Raw genomic sequence first — 20,013 nt, 5'->3', positions numbered from 1 at the left:
GGCGGACTCCACTCGAACAAAAGTCGATAAATGACAAAGGCTGAAACATTCATGATTGTTGACGCACACCGACAAGACCCTATGCAAAGGGTGACGTGCGAATTGCTATCTGCAATTTTTACCCGATCAGGATCCATTGAAACGATCAGGACCGCGGATCATAGCGTAAACTGAGAAAGAGATCTTCTGTTTCTCACAGATTCTTCCCGATTTATCCACAGGATGATCCAGAATCGGCTAAGTGTAAACGATCCTGGAGAAGTGCTGCAGGTTTTAGCGCGCATATTGAAAAAATTAATGAGTAAAGATGCTTTACTGCTTAAACGATCTAATAAAGATCCCGAGCGATCCTTGCGCTTTATCCACCAGCCCGTATAATTCTTACCCCCAGCGAGTAACGGTCGCCTTACGGCGTCAACGCTGCCTGTTTTTTACGCGAAACCATGCGGAAAAAAGCGGGAAATAAGGAAAGAGAATTGACTCCGGAGTGTACAATTATTACAATCCGGCCTCTTTAATCACCCACACTGTGGCGTAAGTCGTTCGAAATTCGTTCGGGTATACGCAAAAGTCAGTGAATTTATTCAAGTTTAGGTAGAAATCGCCATGAAACGCACTTTTCAACCGTCTGTACTGAAGCGCAACCGTTCTCACGGCTTCCGTGCTCGTATGGCTAATAAAAATGGTCGTCAGGTTCTGGCACGTCGTCGTGCTAAAGGCCGTTCTCGTCTGACCGTTTCTAAGTAATAAAAGCTAGCCCCTGAGTGGTTAAGCTCGCATTTCCCAGGGAGTTACGTTTGTTAACTCCCACTCATTTCACATTCGTCTTCCAGCAGCCACAACGGGCTGGCACGCCGCAAATCACCATCCTCGGCCGCCTGAATTCGCTGGGGCATCCCCGTATCGGTCTTACAGTCGCCAAGAAAAATGTTAAACGTGCGCATGAACGCAATCGGATTAAACGTCTGACGCGTGAAAGCTTCCGTTTACGTCAGCACGACCTTCCAGCAATGGATTTCGTGGTGGTGGCGAAAAAAGGGGTTGCTGACCTCGATAACCGTGCTCTCTCGGAAGCGTTGGAAAAATTATGGCGTCGCCATTGTCGCCTGGCTCGCGGGTCCTGATAGCCCTTATTCGGGTCTATCAACGCCTGATCAGTCCGCTGCTTGGGCCGCATTGCCGTTTCACTCCAACCTGTTCGAGCTACGGAATTGAGGCATTGCGCAGGTTTGGAGTGATAAAAGGCAGTTGGTTGACGGTGAAACGCGTATTAAAATGCCACCCTTTACACCCTGGTGGTGACGATCCCGTCCCGCCCGGACCATTTGATACCAGAGAACACTAACGATGGATTCGCAACGCAATCTTTTAGTCATCGCTTTGCTGTTCGTGTCTTTCATGATCTGGCAAGCCTGGGAGCAGGATAAAAACCCGCAACCTCAGGCCCAACAGACCACGCAGACAACGACCACCGCAGCGGGTAGCGCCGCAGACCAGGGCGTACCGGCCAGTGGCCAGGGGAAACTGATTACGGTTAAAACTGACGTGCTTGATCTGACCATCAACACCCGTGGTGGTGATGTGGAACAGGCTTCACTGCCAGCTTACCCGAAAGAACTCGGTTCTACCGAACCGTTCCAGTTACTGGAAACCACGCCACAGTTCATCTATCAGGCACAGAGTGGCCTGACAGGTCGTGACGGCCCGGATAACCCGGCTAACGGCCCGCGTCCGCTGTACAACGTCGAAAAAGACGCGTTTGTACTGGCTGACGGTCAGAATGAACTGCAGATCCCGATGACCTATACTGACGCAGCGGGTAACACATTCACTAAAACGTTTGTACTCAAGCGTGGTGAATATGCTGTCAACGTTAACTACAGCGTGCAGAACGCCGGCGAAAAACCGCTGGAAGTCTCCACCTTTGGTCAGCTGAAGCAATCCATCAATCTGCCATCTCATCGCGATACCGGAAGCAGCAACTTTGCACTGCACACCTTCCGCGGCGCGGCGTACTCCACGCCGGATGAGAAGTATGAGAAATACAAATTCGACACCATTGCTGAAAACGAAAACCTGAACGTCAATGCTAAAGACGGCTGGGTCGCAATGCTGCAACAGTATTTCGCAACGGCATGGGTTCCGCGTAACGACGGCACCAACAACTTCTATACCGCTAACCTGGGTAACGGCATTGCCGCTATCGGCTATAAGTCACAGCCGGTACTGGTACAGCCTGGCCAGACTGGCGCGATGACCAGTACCCTGTGGGTCGGCCCGGAAATTCAGGATAAAATGGCGGCCGTTGCACCGCACCTGGATCTGACCGTGGATTACGGCTGGTTGTGGTTCATTTCTCAGCCGCTGTTTAAACTGCTGAAATGGATCCATAGCTTCCTGGGTAACTGGGGCTTCTCCATCATCGTTATCACCTTTATCGTTCGTGGCATCATGTACCCGCTGACCAAAGCGCAGTACACCTCCATGGCGAAGATGCGTATGCTGCAGCCGAAGATTCAGGCAATGCGTGAGCGTCTGGGCGATGACAAACAGCGTCAGAGCCAGGAAATGATGGCCCTGTACAAAGCTGAGAAGGTTAACCCGCTGGGCGGCTGCTTCCCGCTGATCATCCAGATGCCAATCTTCCTGGCGTTGTACTACATGCTGATGGGCTCCATTGAACTGCGTCATGCACCGTTCGCTCTGTGGATCCATGACTTGTCTGCACAGGACCCGTACTACATTCTGCCGATTCTGATGGGCGTGACGATGTTCTTCATTCAGAAGATGTCTCCGACCACTGTAACCGACCCGATGCAGCAGAAGATCATGACCTTTATGCCGGTCATCTTCACCGTGTTCTTCCTGTGGTTCCCGTCAGGTCTGGTGCTGTACTATATCGTCAGCAACCTGGTAACCATTATTCAGCAGCAGCTGATTTACCGTGGTCTGGAGAAGCGTGGCCTGCATAGCCGCGAGAAGAAAAACTCCTGATTCGGTGTAGGCCGGATTAGGCGAAGCCGCCATCCGGCAAACGGAACATAAAGTAAAGGGCGGTCATTAGACCGCCTTTTTTATTGCATTAAGAAGAGACAAACCATGAGCCATAACGACACCATCGTCGCTCAGGCCACCCCACCGGGACGTGGTGGCGTGGGTATCCTGCGTATCTCCGGCCTGAAGGCGCGTGAGGTCGCAGAAACCGTACTGGGGAAACTACCCAAACCGCGTTATGCCGATTATCTGCCGTTTAAAGACGCGGATGGCAGCACGCTGGATCAGGGGATTGCCCTGTGGTTCCCCGGCCCGAACTCCTTTACCGGCGAAGACGTTTTAGAGCTTCAGGGTCACGGAGGTCCGGTGATTCTTGACCTGCTGCTCAAACGTATTCTGACCATTCCCGGGCTGCGCATTGCCAGACCGGGTGAATTCTCCGAGCGCGCGTTTCTCAATGATAAGCTCGATTTAGCCCAGGCAGAGGCGATTGCCGACCTGATCGATGCCAGCTCGGAGCAAGCCGCTCGCTCGGCGCTGAACTCGTTGCAGGGTGCATTTTCCGCACGGGTAAATCATCTTGTGGAAGCGCTCACTCACCTGCGCATCTATGTGGAAGCGGCGATCGACTTCCCGGATGAAGAAATCGACTTCCTGTCTGACGGCAAGATTGAAGCGCAGCTCAATAACGTTATCAGCGATCTTGATGCCGTACGTGCCGAAGCGCGTCAGGGTAGCCTGCTGCGCGAAGGGATGAAGGTAGTCATTGCCGGTCGCCCTAACGCCGGGAAATCGAGCCTGCTGAACGCGCTGGCAGGCCGTGAGGCGGCTATTGTGACCGACATTGCGGGGACAACTCGCGACGTACTGCGTGAGCATATTCATATCGACGGTATGCCGCTGCACATCATCGACACCGCCGGTTTGCGCGATGCCAGCGATGAAGTTGAACGCATTGGTATCGAACGTGCCTGGCAGGAAATCGAACAAGCCGACCGTGTGCTGTTTATGGTGGATGGCACCACCACCGATGCCGTGGACCCGGCTGACATCTGGCCAGACTTTATTGCCCGTCTGCCAGCCAAACTGCCAATTACAGTGGTACGTAACAAAGCGGATATTACCGGTGAGACGCTGGGCCTTAGCGAAGTAAATGGCCACTCACTGGTTCGTCTCTCCGCACGTACCGGTGAAGGCGTTGACGTACTGCGTAACCATCTCAAACAGAGTATGGGCTTTGAAACCAATATGGAAGGCGGCTTCCTGGCGCGTCGTCGTCACCTGCAGGCGCTGACAGAAGCTGCAGAGCATCTCGAGCAGGGTAAAGCCCAACTGCTCGGCGCATGGGCCGGAGAATTGCTGGCTGAGGAGCTACGCCTGGCGCAGCAGAACCTCAGTGAGATCACCGGGGAATTTACCTCCGACGATCTGCTGGGACGAATTTTCTCCAGCTTCTGTATTGGTAAGTAACGTTGTGTTGCCCGGTGGCGCGATGCTTGCCGGGCCTACAGGCCCTGTAGGCCGGATAAGGCGTTTACACCGCCATCCGGCAACAACAATTTCCCATGCGGAAATCACTGTTGTCCAAATGGCAACTCGTGCAGTTGACTCTCTGACCGTATGCTTAGCGCCACATTTCTCATGAGGTCGCTATGACACGCTTTCTAATCTGCAGTTTCGCCCTGGTTCTTCTTTATCCTGCCGGTATTGATATGTATCTGGTGGGGCTGCCCCGTATTGCGGCCGATTTACAGGCCAGCGAGGCGCAACTGCATATCGCGTTTTCGGTTTATCTGGCAGGAATGGCGACGGCGATGCTTTTCGCCGGAAAAGTTGCCGACCAGTCAGGACGTAAACCAGTCGCTATTGTCGGTGCACTCATTTTTATTTTCGCCTCTGCGCTGTGTTCATTTGCCGAGAGCGGTACGCCGTTCCTGGTAGGCCGCTTTATTCAGGGTGTGGGCGCCGGCTGCTGTTATGTGGTGGCTTTCGCTATTCTGCGCGATACGCTCGACGATCGTCGCCGGGCGAAGGTACTGTCGTTGTTGAACGGTATTACCTGTATCGTGCCGGTGCTGGCTCCGGTGATGGGGCATCTGATCATGCTCAAATACCCGTGGCAGAGCCTGTTCTACACGATGATGGGAATGGGTGTGGCTGTTTGCCTGCTGTCGGTGTTTGTCCTGCGAGAATCGCGCCCAGCAACGCTTATGGCGACGATGGAAAAGAACCACACAACCGAACCACTGGTAAACCGCTTTTTCTTAAGCCGTCTGGCCATTACCACCCTCAGCGTGTCGGTGATCCTGACCTTTGTGAATACGTCTCCGGTGCTGCTGATGGAAGTGATGGGCTTCGACCGCGGCGAGTACGCCACTACCATGGCCATGACCGCTGGCATCAGTATGGCGGTCTCTTTCTCTACGCCATTTGCTCTGAGCGTGTTTAAACCTCGCGTTATGATGCTGACCTCGCAGGTGCTGTTTCTGTGTGCTGGCGTGGTGTTAACCCTTGCTACTTCACACGCGGTAACGTTGTTCGGGTTAACCTTAATCTGCGCCGGATTCTCGGTCGGTTTCGGTGTTGCGATGAGCCAGGCGCTGGGACCGTTCTCGCTGCGCGCGGGCGTCGCCAGCTCGGCATTAGGTATTGCACAGGTTTGCGGTTCCTCGCTGTGGATTTGGCTGGCGGCTGTTCTTGGCCTTGATGCGCTGAATATGCTGATCGGGATTCTGATTGGCTGTAGCATAGTGAGTATCATGCTGATTATCACTGTTGCACCTAACCGGTCCGCGCCAACTCATGAAGAAATCCCTCAGCAGTCTCGATCTTAATTTATTGCTCTGCCTGCAGCTGTTGATGCAGGAACGCAGCGTCACTAAAACCGCTAAACGGATGAACGTCACACCGTCGGCGGTCAGTAAGTCGCTGTCGAAGCTGCGGGCCTGGTTTGACGATCCCTTGTTTGTGAACACCCCGCTGGGGCTATCGCCGACGCCGCTGATGGTCAGCATGGAGCAGAGCCTGGCTGAATGGATGCAGATGGGCAATCAGCTGCTCGATAAACCGCACCATGAATCGCCGCGCGGGCTGAAGTTTGATCTGGTGGCCGAAACGCCGCTGGTGATGATCATGTTCAACGCGCTCTCCCGGCAGATTTACCAGCGCTATCCTCAGGCGACGATCAAAATACGCAACTGGGACTATGATTCGCTGGATGCCATTATTCGCGGTGAAGTGGATATTGGCTTCACCGGGCGCGAAAGTCATCCGCGTTCGCGCGAACTGCTGAGTTTGTTGCCATTGTCGATCGACCATGAAGTGCTGTTTTCCGATCTGCCCTGCGTCTGGCTACGTGAAGATCATCCCGCACTGCAGGAAGAGTGGAATCTGGACACCTTTCTGCGCTATCCGCACATCAGCATTAGCTGGGAGCAAAGCGATACCTGGGCGCTGGATGAAGTCCTGCAAGAAATGGGGCGCGCACGCAATATCGCGTTATGTCTGCCTGGTTTTGAGCAATCGCTGTTTATGGCAGCGCAGCCAGATCACGCGCTGATTGCCACCGCACCGGTTTATTGCCAGCGTTATAACCAACTCCATCAGCTTCCACTCGTTGCGCGGCCGATGCCATTTGATACGGCGCAACTGGAAAAAATGCGCGTACCGTTCACTCTTCTTTGGCATAAACGCAACAGCCACAATCCTAAGATCGTCTGGCTAAAAGACACGATCAAGGCGCTTTATCGCGATATATCCTGACGATCCGTCATTTTGGTGTTTCTAAATCGACCATTCTGGCAACAGAAATGTAAATATCGCGTAATGTATCCCATTTCCGCTTATTTTTTGGGCAGCAAAGCCTGCCCGGAAGCCGTGTAAATGTTACTCTGGTGATAATCACGGACCATTAATCACGGAGCGAAAAATGGCGACACATTTTGCCAGAGGGATTCTTACGGAGGGACACCTGGTTTCAGTTCGTCTCCCTACTCCATGTCACATTGAAGCAAGAGATCTACCCGCCCACCGCCGAACACGCTTCCTGGCCTCCCGAAGTCTTCTCGCCGAACTGATGTTCATGCTTTACGGCACCAGCACATTGCCTGAGATTGTTACTGAGGCGAAAGGTAAGCCCGTTTTTCGCGATAAGAATCTACCGGGATTTTCGATCTCTTATGCCGGAAATATCGTCGGCGTTGTGCTAACGACTGAAGGAACGTGCGGCCTGGATATGGAACTTCAGCGGGCAATCCGCGGGTTTAACAATCCAAATTCAGCGGAAACGTGGCGCTTCTCCAGTAACGAAAACCTGTGGATCAATAATCAAAACGACCCCAATGAAGCGCGCGCGCAGCTCATTACATTGCGCCAGAGCGTACTCAAACTCACTGGCGATGTATGCAATGACGATCCGCGCGAACTCCAGCTTTTACCCGGCGCAGGACGCCTGAAATGTGCCCATGTTGCGCAGATTGAAGCCATTTGCGACGCGGAAGATGTGCTGGTGTGGTCGGTTGCGGTTACGCCAACCATTGAAAAACTCAAGGTTTGGGAGTTTGATGGTCAGCAGGACTGGAAAAGTTTGCCTGATATCCAGACTCGCGCCAATGAGCCAACGGGTCGTCTGATCCGGTTCTCTCAATTATGCGCAGCGAAAAGCCATACGCTTTGATTTAACCTTCATGATGAAACAGGAGTCACCATGTCTGAAACATTGAATGTTGTTACGTTACTGGGAAGTCTGCGCAAAGGTTCGTTTAATGGAATGGTTGCCCGTACACTGCCCAAGATTGCTCCCGCAGGAATGGAAGTGAGCGCGTTACCGTCGATTGGTGATATCCCACTGTACGATGCCGATCTCCAGCAGGAAGAAGGTTTTCCGGCCAGCGTAGAAGCACTGGCTGAGCAAATCAGAAAGGCTGACGGTGTCGTCATCGTCACACCTGAATATAACTATTCTGTTCCGGGCGGACTGAAGAACGCCATCGACTGGCTGTCTCGCCTGCCCGATCAGCCATTATCCGGCAAACCGGTGCTGATCCAGACCAGCTCCATGGGTGCCATTGGCGGCGCGCGCTGCCAGTACCATCTGCGTCAAATCCTGGTGTTCCTCGACGCCATGGTAATGAACAAGCCGGAATTTATGGGCGGGGTCATTCAAAACAAGGTGGATCCGCAGACGGGTGAAGTGATTGACCAAAGCACGCTGGACCATCTGACCGGCCAGTTGACCGCATTTGGCGACTACATCCAACGCGTGAAAGCCTAAAAGAAAACGCCCGCCAGCAACGATGCCTGGCGGGCAGTTGTCCAGACCGATATTTTAGTGCGCGTCGATAAACACAATCTTCAGTACAAACAGCAGCGCGACAACGATGACGCACGGGCTGAGATCGCGGAAACGTCCAGTACCGATTTTCATCACGCAGTAAGAGATAAAGCCCAGCGCAATACCTTCGGTAATTGAGAAGCTAAACGGCATCATCACAGCGGTAATAAACGCCGGAACCGCTTCAGTCAGATCATCCCACTTCACGCGTGACAGGCTTGATGTCATCAGGACACCAACATAAATCAGCGCACCTGCTGCTGCATAGCCCGGTACCATACCCGCCAGCGGCGACAGGAAGATAACCAGCAGGAACAGCAGGCCAACGACGACTGCCGTCAGGCCGGTACGGCCACCAACCGACACCCCGGAAGAGGATTCAATATAGGCGGTAACGGAAGAGGTCCCGATAAACGCCCCGGTAACCGACGACACGCTATCCACATACAGCGCCTGCTTCATGCGTGGGAACTTGCCCTTCGCGTCCGCCAGACCGGCTTTATCCGTCACGCCAATCAGCGTACCGGAGGAGTCAAACAGGTTGACCAGCATGAACGAGAAAATCACACCCGCCAGGCCAATGTTAAACGAACCGGCCAGATCGACATGTCCGATAACGGACATCACGCTCGGCGGTGCAGAAACGATACCGTTGTAATGGACATCGCCCAGCATCCAGCCCAGCAGCGTGGTTACAATGATGGAAATCAGCACCGCCGCATGAATGTTACGTGACGCCAGAATCGCGATGATAAAGAAGCCCAGAATACCGAGCAGTACGCTGTGGGACGTCAGGTTACCGATAGACACCAGCGTGTCTTTGTTGGCGACGATAACACCTGCGTTTTTCAGCCCCATCATGCCGATGAACAGACCGATACCGCTGGTGATCCCCACTCGCAGACTAACTGGGATATTAGCAATCATCCAGTAACGTACGCGGAAAATGGTCAGCAGCAGCAGACCTACCGCGCCCCAGAAGATAGCACCCATACCGATCTGCCATGACAGGCCCATCGCGCCGACGACCACGAAAGCGAAAAATGCGTTCAGGCCCATAGCAGGCGCAAGTGCGACCGGCAGGTTAGCAAATAGCCCCATCAGGATGCTACCAAAGGCAGCAATAAGGCAGGTGGTAACAAAGACGGCGCTGGTATCCATGCCAGCCACGCCAAGAATTTGCGGGTTAACAAAAACGATATACACCATCGTCAGGAAGGTGGTTAAACCGGCGATCACTTCGGTCCGTGCCGTCGTGCCATGTTCGCGCAGTTTGAACACGCGTTCCAGCATCCCCTGGCCAGAAGCCTGGGTTGTGTGTTGTTGACTCATTATCAATTTCCGAACAAGGAGGGAAAATTCGTCGCTATCCTATACCAAAATGCGACAATAGGGTTGGGTTATGAGCAACTTTTTTCATTGATTTTGCTTATACGGCAACGATTGCGTCGCCCAATAATGCATTACGAAAACGTTAAACTTGTTAAAACGGAAATGACATGTCCCAGATAGAAGCCGTATTTTTTGACTGTGACGGTACCCTTGTCGACAGTGAAGTGATTTGTTCTCGCGCGTATGTCAGCATGTTCCAGGCGTTTGGCATTACGCTCGATCTTGAAGAAATTTTCAAACGCTTCAAGGGGGTAAAGCTGTACGAGATCATCGACATTATCAACGAAGAGCACGGTGTCGAACTGGCAAAAGCCGATTTAGAACCGGTTTACCGCGCTGAGGTCGCACGTCTGTTCGATACCGAGCTGGAAGTCATTGCTGGTGCGAACACGCTGCTGGACAGCATGGCTGTGCCAATGTGCGTGGTGTCTAACGGTCCGGTCAGCAAAATGCAGCATTCGCTGGGTAAGCTGGGCATGTTGCACCATTTTCCTGATTTACTGTTCAGCGGCTACGATATCCAACGCTGGAAGCCCGATCCGGCCCTAATGTTCCATGCGGCAAAAGCAATGGACGTTAATGTTGAGAACTGCATTCTGGTTGATGATTCCAGCGCAGGCGCGCAGGCGGGGATTGCGGCGGGGATGGAAGTGTTCTACTTCTGCGCCGATCCGCATAACAAACCGATCGATCATCCCAAAGTCACGACTTTTACCGATCTGGCACAGTTGCCGGAATTGTGGAAGGCGCGGGGTTGGGATATTACCCGGTAATTTTTTGTAGGCCCGGTAAGCTTGCGCCACCGGGCAATTGCCGGATGGCGCTAACGCTTATCCGGCCTACTTTCTACGTTTTTATCACTCTTTAGGATCTTTGCCCGCCAGCAGCTTATCCAGCTCATCGCCGCCCACGTGACGGAAGTCTTGTCCCTTCACGAAATAGAAGATGTATTCGCAGATATTCTGGCAGCGGTCACCGATACGTTCGATGGAACGTGCGCAGAACAGCGCGGTCAGCACGCTTGGAATGGTACGTGGGTCTTCCATCATATAAGTCATCAGCTGACGCACGATGCCTTCATACTCCTGGTCGACTTTCTTATCTTCGCGATAAATACGTACCGCTTCGTCGAGATCCATACGCGCAAACGCATCCAACACGTCGTGCAGCATCTGCACGGTGTGACGACCCAGCGACTCCAGACTTACCAGCAGCGGCTGGTGCTGTTGCGAGAACTTCTCCAGCGCGGTGCGGCAAATTTTATCTGCCACGTCGCCAATACGTTCCAGCTCAGCGATGGTTTTGATAATCGCCATCACCAGACGCAGGTCGCTCGCTGTCGGTTGACGCTTGGCGATGATACGCACGCAGGCTTCGTCGATCGCCACCTCCATCATGTTGACGTTCTTATCGCCTTCAATGACGCGCTTCGCCAGCTCGCTGTCCTGGTTGTGCATCGCCGTGATTGCATCAGAAAGCTGCTGCTCGACCATGCCGCCCATGGTCATCACCTGGGTACGGATGCTTTCCAGCTCTGCATTGAACTGGCCGGAAATATGTTTATTAAGGTTAAGGTTATCCACAACAAGCTCCTGAATCAGCCGTAACGACCGGTGATGTAATCTTCAGTTTGTTTCTTCGCGGGCTTGGTGAACAGATCGTCCGTGTTACTGAATTCAATCAACTCGCCCAGGTACATAAATGCCGTGTGATCGGAACAACGCGCAGCCTGCTGCATGTTGTGGGTAACGATAACGACGGTGTAATCCTCTTTCAGCTCAGTGATCAGCTCTTCGATACGCCCGGTAGAAATAGGGTCGAGCGCTGAACATGGCTCATCAAGCAGAAGCACTTCCGGGCGAATGGCGATGCCACGCGCAATACACAGTCGCTGCTGCTGACCACCCGAGAGAGAGTACCCGCTCTGGTGTAATTTATCTTTGGTTTCATTCCACAATGCGGCCTTGGTCAATGCCCACTGCACGCGTTCGTCCATATCCGCACGCGAGAGTTTCTCAAACAGACGTACGCCAAAAGCGATGTTGTCGTAGATGGACATCGGGAACGGCGTGGGCTTCTGGAATACCATGCCCACTTTGGCACGCAGCAGAGCGATATCCTGGGTATTGGTGAGAATATTGTCGCCATCCAGCAGAATTTCACCTTCCGCACGCTGCTCCGGGTACAGTTCAAACATTTTGTTGAACGTACGCAGCAGCGTCGATTTACCACAGCCAGAAGGCCCGATAAACGCCGTTACCTGGTTTTTCGCGATATCCAGGTTGATGTTCTTCAGGGCATGGAATTTGCCATAGTAGAAGTTCAAATCACGAACCTGAATTTTACCTGGGGCAGTATCAACCATACTCATTTCAATCTTTTCCTCATCCGGCGCCGCATCAGCCACGCCGTAAAAATTAACCGTGTTTCTTCTTCGCGAAAATGACGCGCGCCAGAATGTTCAGCAGCAGTACGCACAGGGTAATAATCAGTACCCCGGCCCAGGCCAGTTGCTGCCACTCAGCAAACGGGCTCATCGCAAACTTAAAGATAGTGACCGGCAGGTTGGCGATAGGCTGCATCATGTCGGTGCTCCAGAACTGGTTGGAGAGCGACGTAAACAGCAGCGGAGCCGTTTCACCTGCGATACGAGCAATTGCTAACAGAACACCTGTAATGATCCCCGAGACAGATGCCTTCAGGGTGATCGCAGAAATCATCTTCCATTTCGGCGTACCCAGTGCATAGGCGGCTTCACGCAGACTATCTGGCACCAGCTTGAGCATGTTCTCTGTGGTACGAATAACAATAGGCACCTGCAGCAGCGCCAGCGCGATCACGCCCGCCCAGCCGGAGAAATGCTCCATTTTTGCTACCACGATGGTGTAAACGAACAGACCGACCACGATAGATGGCGCAGAAAGCAGGATGTCATTGATAAATCGGATGACCTCAGCCAGCCAGGACTTACGCCCATACTCCGCCAGGTAGATACCCGCCATAATACCGAGCGGGGTACCAAACACGGTCGCCCACAGAATCAACAGACCGCTACCGGCCAGGGCGTTCGCCAAACCACCGCCCGCCGTATTCGGCGGCGGCGTCATTTCGGTGAACAGCGCCAGCGACATACCGTCAATACCGCGGGTGATCGTGGACATCAGGATCCAAATGAGCCAGAACAGACCGAACGCCATGGTCGCCATAGAGAGCGTCAGCGCGATGCGGTTTTTCAGACGACGACGCGCCTGCATTTTACGGCGGGATTCCGCAAGCTGAGCGGTGTTTTGCATTTCAAGCGTAGCCATTAGCGTGCCCCCTCGTTCTTCGCAAGGCGCATGATCATGAACTTAGACGCAGCCAGCACGATGAAGGTGATCACAAACAGAATCAGACCCAGCTCCATCAACGCTGCAACGTGCAGCCCAGATTCCGCTTCGGCAAATTCATTCGCCAGCGCAGAGGTAATACTGTTGCCCGGCATGTACAGCGAGGCACTGTCGAGCTGGTAGGTGTTACCGATGATAAAGGTCACCGCCATGGTTTCACCCAGCGCACGCCCCAGACCCAGCATCACGCCGCCGATCACGCCATTTTTGGTGAACGGCAGGACGATACGCCAGATAACTTCCCAGGTGGTACAGCCGATGCCGTAGGCCGACTCTTTCATCAGTACCGGCGTTTGTTCGAACACATCACGCATAACCGCCGCAATGTACGGGATGATCATTATGGCGAGGATCACGCCAGCCGCCAGAATACCGATACCAAAAGCTGGGCCGGAGAACAGTGCGCCAACAAACGGAATGTTGGAAAGGATGTTTCCGACCGGCTCCTGGAAATAAGTCGCAAACAGCGGGGCAAAGATAAACAGCCCCCACATGCCGTACACGATACTCGGAATTGCCGCCAGCAGTTCAATAGCGATGCCCAGCGGGCGACGCAGCCAGCCAGGTGCAAGTTCAGTCAGGAACAGCGCAATGCCGAAACTCACCGGAACGGCAATCAGCAGTGCAATAAGTGAGGTAACCAGCGTACCGTAAATCGGTACTAAAGCACCGTAGATATCGTTCGGCGCATCCCAGTCTTTGGTCCACAGAAAGGAGAAACCAAATTTCTGAATGCTTGGCCAGGAGGAGATAACCAGAGAGACAATAATGCCACCCAACATCAATAGCACAATCAGCGCAGCCAGTCTTACCAGCGCGCTGAAGATCATGTCACCCTTTTTACCCGGTGGGTTAAAAGCAGGCTTGGTTGCAGCCATAAATCACTCTTTAAGTTAAACGCGTTTACGAAGTTGCCCATGCCGGATGGCGCTACGCTTATCCGGCCTACAAAGCGGGCCTACAGTCGAAACCGTAGGGCGGATAAGCGTAGCGCCATCCGCCAACTCGTTAAAGATATTCTATTAGTACAGCGCTTTACCGCTGCTGTCTTTCACGTTGGTCTTCCATGCAGCACGAACCTGCTCAACCACGCTGTCCGGCAGGCTGGCGTAATCCAGGTCGTTAGCCTGTTTGCCGCCATTTTTGTACGCCCAGTCGAAGAACTTCAGCACTTCTGCGCTCTGCTCTGGTTTCTTCGACTCTTTATGGACCAGGATGAAGGTGGTGGAGGTGATTGGCCACGCGTCGTCACCTTTCTGGTTAGTCAGATCCTGAGCGAAGGTTTTGCTCCAGTCAGCGCCTTTTGCGGCGTTAGCAAAGCTCTCTTCTGTCGGGCTTACCGGTTTGCCATCAGCAGAGACCAGCTTGGTGTACGCCAGGTTGTTCTGCTTAGCATAAGCGTACTCAACGTAGCCGATAGAACCCGGCAGACGCTGTACGAACGCAGCGATACCGTCGTTACCTTTACCGCCCAGACCGGTCGGCCAGTTCACGGTAGAGCCGGAACCAATTTTAGATTTCCACTCTTCGTTTACTTTTGCCAGGTAGCTGGTGAAAACGAAGGAAGTACCGGAACCGTCAGCGCGACGCACAACGGCGATATTCTGTGAAGGCAGCTTCAGACCCGGGTTCAGTTTGGTGATGGCTTCATCATCCCACTTCTTAATTTTACCGAGGTAGATGTCACCCAGCGTTTTACCGTCCAGCACCAGCTCGCCGGATTTCAGGCCCGGGATATTCACAGCCAGCACTACGCCACCGATCACGGTCGGGAACTGGAACAGACCTTCTTGCGCCAGTTTTTCGTCAGACAGCGGTGCATCAGAAGCGCCGAAATCAACGGTATTGGCCGTAATTTGTTTTACACCACCGGAGGAGCCGATACCCTGGTAGTTTACTTTGCTACCGGTCTCTTTCTGATAGGTATCTGCCCATTTGGCATACACTGGCGCAGGGAAGGTTGCACCTGCACCTGTCAGGCTCGCTGCTGCAAACGCAGAGAACGCGCTCATGGATAAGGTCGCGGCGACAACAGTTGCGACAGTGGTACGCATAACTTTCATAATGTCTCCTGCACGGTTTTCGTAAATCGTTGTTTGAGTTGCTACTGTGAGCAAAATAGGACAAACAGGTGACAGTTAAATGTACGAAATATGACAGTTTTATGACAACGAAAAATACGGGAAGTTTTTTATCTAAAAACACATTCAAAACAAAAAGTTAGTCGATATCATGACAATAACATTTCGTTAAAATTTTCTTTTTATGACACTGAAAACAGTAGTTGAAGATGACGGTTTGTCACATAAAACAGGCGGGATAATTGATTAAAAACAGAACAAATTTAAAAAAATGCCCCGCTTGTAGCAGGGCATTTCCAGTTCAGTTAAGCACGGATTACTCTACGGTAACTGACTTCGCCAGGTTACGCGGCTGATCGACGTCGGTGCCTTTAATCAGTGCCACATGATACGCCAGCAGCTGCAGCGGAACGGTGTAGAAGATCGGTGCAATCACCTCTTCCACATGCGGCATCTCGATGATGTGCATGTTTTCGCTGCTGGTAAAGCCAGCATCCTGGTCAGCAAAGACGTACAGCTGACCGCCACGGGCGCGAACTTCTTCAATGTTGGATTTCAGTTTTTCCAACAGTTCGTTGTTCGGCGCAACCACGATAACCGGCATATCGGCATCAATCAGGGCCAGCGGACCGTGTTTCAGTTCACCTGCGGCATAAGCTTCAGCGTGAATATACGAGATCTCTTTCAGCTTCAGCGCGCCTTCCAGCGCAATTGGATACTGATCGCCACGGCCAAGGAACAGCGCATGATGTTTGTCAGAGAAACCTTCTGCCAGAGCGGCAATGCGTTTGTCCTGAGACAACATCTGCTCAATACGACTCGGCAGCGCCTGCAGACCGTGAACGATCTCCTGCTCAATAGACGTATCAAGGCCTTTCAGACGGGACAGTTTCGCCACCAGCATCAGCAGAACGGTCAGCTGAGTGGTAAATGCTTTCGTGGAGGCCACGCCGATTTCGGTACCGGCGTTGGTCATCATCGCCAGGTCGGATTCGCGCACCAGAGAAGATCCCGGTACGTTACAGATAGCCAGCGAGCCCAGATAGCCCAACTCTTTGGATAAGCGCAGCCCCGCCAGAGTATCCGCCGTTTCACCAGACTGAGAAAGGGTAATCATCAGGCTGTTACGACGCACGGCAGATTTGCGATAGCGGAATTCGGAAGCGATTTCGACATCACAAGGAATACCCGCCAGCGATTCAAACCAGTAGCGGGACACCATACCGGAGTTGTAAGACGTACCGCAGGCGATAATCTGGATATGCTCAACCTGAGACAGCAGCTCGTTGGCACGCGACCCCAGCTCGCTTAAATCCACTTCACCGTGGCTAATGCGCCCGGTCAGCGTATTTTTAATCGCGTTCGGCTGTTCGTAGATCTCTTTCTGCATGTAGTGGCGATAAATACCTTTTTCGCCCGCGTCATACTGCAGATTCGATTCGATATCCTGACGTTTCACTTCTGCGCCAGACTTGTCGAAAATAGAGACAGAACGACGAGTCACTTCCGCGATGTCACCCTCTTCCAGGAAGATGAAGCGACGGGTTACCGGCAGCAGCGCCAGCTGATCGGAAGCGATGAAGTTTTCGCCCATACCCAGACCAATCACCAGCGGGCTACCAGAACGGGCCGCCAGCAGAGTTTCCGGGTTACGGGTATCCATGATCACTGTGCCGTAGGCACCGCGCAGCTGCGGAATAGTACGCAGCACGGCTTCACGCAGCGTTCCACCCTGTTCCAGTTCCCAGTGCACCAGGTGAGCAATCACTTCGGTGTCGGTTTCAGAAACAAAGGTATAGCCACGCGTTTTCAACAGCTCACGCAGTGGTTCATGGTTTTCAATGATGCCGTTATGCACCACAACAATGTGTTCAGAAACATGGGGATGCGCGTTCGCTTCTGAAGGTTCACCGTGTGTCGCCCAGCGGGTGTGAGCGATACCTGTACCACCATGCAACGGATGTTCTTCCGCAGCAGCAGTCAGCATCTGCACTTTACCCAGACGACGCAGACGGGTCATGTTACCTTCAGCATCGACGACGGCCAGACCAGCAGAGTCATAACCACGATATTCCAGACGACGTAAACCTTCGAGAAGGATTTCAGCTACATCACGCTGCGCGATAGCGCCAACAATTCCACACATATTTTTTGATTCCGAATTTAGGCATTATGCCTGTCGTTGTCGCTGACCTGTATTTGCCCATTTCGGGCGCCCCGAGCCTTGTAGAGAGTGGGGTTATTTTTATGGTACTGCTTGTTGAGCGGAGGATTATGTTATCCCCTCATCTCTTGTGTGCCTGATGGCGCTTACGCTTATCAGGCCTACAGAACGTCACCGCACGTAGGCCGCCATCCGGCAAAAATCACTTACTTCTTCTTCACCGGACGCTGCCAGCCCTGTTTATGGACCTGAGGTACACGGCTTAATACCAGTTCGTTATCGGCGACATTACGCGTTACGGTGGTTCCGGCGGCGATCGTTGCACCTTTACCCACGGTGACAGGCGCCACCAGCTGAGTATTAGAACCCACAAACACATCATCACCAATAATGGTTTTAAACTTATTGGCGCCATCGTAGTTGCAGGTAATCGTACCCGCGCCGATATTCACGTTATCGCCAATTTCCGCATCGCCCAGGTAGGTCAAATGACCGGCTTTGGAGCCTTTACCCAGACGCGCTTTTTTCATTTCGACGAAGTTACCCACGTGTGCGCCTTCCTGCAGCTCAGCACCCGGGCGCAGACGTGCGAATGGACCAATGGTGCAAGCGGCTTCCAGATGGGCATCTTCCACCACACTGTATGGGCTAAGCTCGCAACCCTCACCAATCACGCTGTTTTTGATGATGCAACCGGCGCCAATCTTGACGCGATCCCCAACGGTTACGTTACCTTCAATGATAACGTTAGTATCAATTTCAACATCGCGCCCGTGAATAAGCGTACCGCGAAGATCAAAACGTGCCGGATCGCGCAGCATCACGCCTGCCAGCAGCAGTTTTTCTGCCTGCTCGGACTGATAAACACGTTCCAGACGGGATAGCTGAAGACGGTTATTCACCCCTTCAGTTTCGCTAATGCGTGCCGGATGTACTGCAGCAATTTCACGTCCTTCCTTATACGCCATCGCGATGATATCGGTGATGTAGTATTCACCCTGCACGTTGTTGTTGGTCAGTTTAGACAGCCAACGCTTCATGTCAGCGCCGTTGGCAATCAGGATACCAGTGTTTATTTCCTGGATTTGACGCTGCTCGTCGGTGGCATCTTTATGCTCAACGATACCCGTGACATTGCCGTTATCGCGGGTAATTCGGCCATAACCGGTTGGGTCATCAAGTTTTACCGTTAGCAAGCCAATGCCGCCCTGCGGTTTGGCTTCACGCAGGCGACGTAAGGTATCGGTAGAGATCAGCGGCACATCGCCATAGAGCATTAAAATGTCTTCATCATCACCAAAGAATGGCGCCGCCTGCTGCATTGCATGGCCGGTACCCAACTGTTCCGCCTGCAGAACCCAGTTCAGATTGCCATCTTTCAGCGTCTGCTTGAGCAAATCACCACCGTGCCCGTAGACCAGATGTACGTGAGTCGCACCTAATTCATTAGCAGCATCAATGACATGCTGAACCATCGGTTTTCCTGCGAGGGTATGCAGCACTTTAGGGAGATCGGAATACATACGCGTGCCTTTGCCTGCGGCAAGGATCACGACGCTCATAGCTTTATTCAACATACACGTCCTGACTGTAATTTGAGAACGAATTTATACCGTTTCACATTGAAAATACTACATTTTTTTCATCGTGAAATGGACCGAAGATAAAACGTTCAACAGGGGTAATTCCCCATCTGATAACTCACTATTTTCGTCTAAATCAGTGTCTTTTGTCTGCCAAAAACCTGGGGTCTGCTCTTATTAAAGCCTTAGGTTAATGTTTTTGCTATTTTTTTACCGCATGAATAAAGAGTTACACATGCAAAGCCCGATTTTATTTATGTGATTCAGTGAGAAACCGAAAATGCGTACGCGAAATAAAAAGTTGAGGGAGAAGAGTAGGGGGAGGGAATTTATAACAACAAGTGGCGCTGACTGATAAACCATATCCAGCATAGCGCCACAGGACAGGCAGGTAAAGTCTAAAAGCTCATATTGCTGAACATGGCGATGATTTTATTGAGTAATTTCATGTTGGCATCTCTTTTTATCTGATTTTATTATGTGACATACATCACATAAAAAGAGTCTACGCCGCATTTTTTAGCCAATCAATATTTTTATGATCTAAATCACAAAACAGCTTTCAATTTAAATGTTCTTGCAGCAAAAACAAAAAAAGCCAGCCTGGAAACCAGACTGGCCTTTGTGCTTTTCAAGCCGGTGTTACATCGCTTTTTTGGTCAACTCGATAACGCGCAGTTTCGCGATCGCTTTGGCCAGTTCCGCAGATGCCTGAGCGTAATCCACGTCACCATGAGAGCTCTTGATGTGCTCTTCAGCCTTACGCTTCGCTTCCAGGGCTCTCGCTTCATCGAGATCCTGTCCGCGAATCGCGGTATCAGCCAGAACGGTCACGCTGCCAGGCTGCACTTCGAGAATGCCGCCGGACAGGTAGATAAACTCTTCATGACCGAACTGTTTAACGATGCGGATCATACCAGGCTTAATGGCGGTGAGCAGCGGTGCGTGACCAGGGAAAATACCCAGTTCACCTTCACTACCCGTTACCTGGATTTTCTCGACCAGACCAGAGAACATTTGTTGCTCTGCGCTGACGACGTCCAGGTGGTAAGTCATTGCCATATCACCCTCCGATTAA

The 20,013-nt window shown here is 52.4% G+C and carries 20 protein-coding genes; 11 read left to right on the top strand and 9 right to left on the bottom strand.

Going from position 1 to position 20,013, the window contains the following annotated elements; genetic code table 11:
- Positions 1-222: 222 nt before the first annotated feature.
- The 10 genes from SK33_RS26820 (at position 223) to SK33_RS23645 (ending at position 8,266) form a co-directional block, all read left to right on the top strand.
- Positions 223-378: a hypothetical protein gene (locus SK33_RS26820; RefSeq protein ID WP_418219453.1), complete on the top strand. Its 156-nt coding sequence runs from the start codon at positions 223-225 to the stop codon at positions 376-378.
- A 228-nt stretch (positions 379-606) separates the two neighbouring features.
- Entirely contained in the window at positions 607-747 is a 141-nt protein-coding gene (rpmH, locus tag SK33_RS23685; RefSeq protein ID WP_003023858.1) for a 50S ribosomal protein L34, read from the top strand.
- A 17-nt stretch (positions 748-764) separates the two neighbouring features.
- A complete protein-coding gene (gene rnpA / locus SK33_RS23680) occupies positions 765-1,124 on the top strand; it encodes a ribonuclease P protein component (protein WP_003023848.1) in 360 nt (119 codons plus the stop codon).
- Positions 1,088-1,345 (top strand): membrane protein insertion efficiency factor YidD, encoded by a 258-nt coding sequence (gene yidD, locus SK33_RS23675; protein WP_003023846.1) that lies wholly within the window; start codon positions 1,088-1,090, stop codon positions 1,343-1,345. The genes rnpA and yidD overlap by 37 nt, the downstream gene beginning before the upstream one ends.
- A 2-nt stretch (positions 1,346-1,347) precedes the next feature.
- Entirely contained in the window at positions 1,348-2,994 is a 1,647-nt protein-coding gene (gene yidC, locus SK33_RS23670; RefSeq protein WP_003023844.1) for a membrane protein insertase YidC, read from the top strand.
- Positions 2,995-3,099: 105 nt separating this feature from the next.
- Positions 3,100-4,464, top strand: a complete 1,365-nt coding sequence (gene mnmE / locus SK33_RS23665; RefSeq protein WP_048218872.1) for a tRNA uridine-5-carboxymethylaminomethyl(34) synthesis GTPase MnmE — start codon at positions 3,100-3,102, stop codon at positions 4,462-4,464.
- Between the two features lie 182 nt (positions 4,465-4,646).
- Positions 4,647-5,828, top strand: a complete 1,182-nt coding sequence (locus tag SK33_RS23660) for an MFS transporter (protein ID WP_048218873.1) — start codon at positions 4,647-4,649, stop codon at positions 5,826-5,828.
- The gene (yidZ, locus tag SK33_RS23655; RefSeq protein ID WP_003023837.1) at positions 5,797-6,756 is read left to right on the top strand and encodes an HTH-type transcriptional regulator YidZ; all 960 of its coding nucleotides are present in this window, start codon (positions 5,797-5,799) and stop codon (positions 6,754-6,756) included. The genes SK33_RS23660 and yidZ overlap by 32 nt, the downstream gene beginning before the upstream one ends.
- 166 nt (positions 6,757-6,922) lie before the next feature.
- Complete coding sequence (locus SK33_RS23650; protein WP_048218874.1) at positions 6,923-7,669, top strand: 4'-phosphopantetheinyl transferase family protein; 747 nt, start codon at positions 6,923-6,925, stop codon at positions 7,667-7,669.
- 30 nt (positions 7,670-7,699) lie between these two features.
- A complete protein-coding gene (locus SK33_RS23645) occupies positions 7,700-8,266 on the top strand; it encodes an NADPH-dependent FMN reductase (protein ID WP_003023832.1) in 567 nt (188 codons plus the stop codon).
- A gap of 54 nt (positions 8,267-8,320) precedes the next feature.
- On the opposite strand, the gene adeP is transcribed toward SK33_RS23645, so the two are convergent.
- Entirely contained in the window at positions 8,321-9,658 is a 1,338-nt protein-coding gene (gene adeP, locus SK33_RS23640) for an adenine permease AdeP (protein WP_003023830.1), read from the bottom strand.
- A 167-nt stretch (positions 9,659-9,825) separates the two neighbouring features.
- On the opposite strand from adeP, the gene yieH reads away from it, so the two are divergent.
- Positions 9,826-10,491, top strand: coding sequence for a 6-phosphogluconate phosphatase (gene yieH, locus SK33_RS23635; RefSeq protein ID WP_032950596.1), 666 nt, complete (start codon positions 9,826-9,828; stop codon positions 10,489-10,491).
- Between the two features lie 84 nt (positions 10,492-10,575).
- On the opposite strand, the gene phoU is transcribed toward yieH, so the two are convergent.
- The 8 genes from phoU to SK33_RS23595 form a co-directional block, all read right to left on the bottom strand.
- Positions 10,576-11,301 carry a phosphate signaling complex protein PhoU gene (gene phoU, locus SK33_RS23630; RefSeq protein WP_003023824.1) on the bottom strand — a complete coding sequence of 242 codons (726 nt, stop codon included), beginning with the start codon at positions 11,299-11,301 and terminating at the stop codon, positions 10,576-10,578.
- Between the two features lie 14 nt (positions 11,302-11,315).
- Positions 11,316-12,089 carry a phosphate ABC transporter ATP-binding protein PstB gene (pstB, locus tag SK33_RS23625; protein ID WP_003023821.1) on the bottom strand — a complete coding sequence of 258 codons (774 nt, stop codon included), beginning with the start codon at positions 12,087-12,089 and terminating at the stop codon, positions 11,316-11,318.
- Positions 12,090-12,135: 46 nt separating this feature from the next.
- Entirely contained in the window at positions 12,136-13,026 is an 891-nt protein-coding gene (gene pstA, locus SK33_RS23620) for a phosphate ABC transporter permease PstA (RefSeq protein WP_003023819.1), read from the bottom strand.
- Complete coding sequence (gene pstC / locus SK33_RS23615) at positions 13,026-13,985, bottom strand: phosphate ABC transporter permease PstC (RefSeq protein ID WP_003023817.1); 960 nt, start codon at positions 13,983-13,985, stop codon at positions 13,026-13,028. Before pstC ends, pstA begins: the two co-directional genes overlap by 1 nt.
- Before the next feature lie 144 nt (positions 13,986-14,129).
- Positions 14,130-15,170, bottom strand: coding sequence for a phosphate ABC transporter substrate-binding protein PstS (gene pstS / locus SK33_RS23610; RefSeq protein WP_003023814.1), 1,041 nt, complete (start codon positions 15,168-15,170; stop codon positions 14,130-14,132).
- Positions 15,171-15,504: 334 nt separating this feature from the next.
- Positions 15,505-17,334 (bottom strand): glutamine--fructose-6-phosphate transaminase (isomerizing), encoded by a 1,830-nt coding sequence (gene glmS / locus SK33_RS23605; RefSeq protein ID WP_032950599.1) that lies wholly within the window; start codon positions 17,332-17,334, stop codon positions 15,505-15,507.
- A gap of 224 nt (positions 17,335-17,558) precedes the next feature.
- Entirely contained in the window at positions 17,559-18,929 is a 1,371-nt protein-coding gene (gene glmU / locus SK33_RS23600) for a bifunctional UDP-N-acetylglucosamine diphosphorylase/glucosamine-1-phosphate N-acetyltransferase GlmU (RefSeq protein ID WP_048218875.1), read from the bottom strand.
- Between the two features lie 648 nt (positions 18,930-19,577).
- Positions 19,578-19,997 carry a F0F1 ATP synthase subunit epsilon gene (locus SK33_RS23595; protein WP_003023809.1) on the bottom strand — a complete coding sequence of 140 codons (420 nt, stop codon included), beginning with the start codon at positions 19,995-19,997 and terminating at the stop codon, positions 19,578-19,580.
- Positions 19,998-20,013 lie beyond the last annotated feature (16 nt).

Origin of the sequence: Citrobacter sp. MGH103, from assembly GCF_001034475.2 — a bacterium.
Taxonomy (GTDB): Bacteria; Pseudomonadota; Gammaproteobacteria; order Enterobacterales; family Enterobacteriaceae; genus Citrobacter; species Citrobacter freundii.
This window is presented reverse-complemented; position numbering and strand designations above follow the sequence as displayed.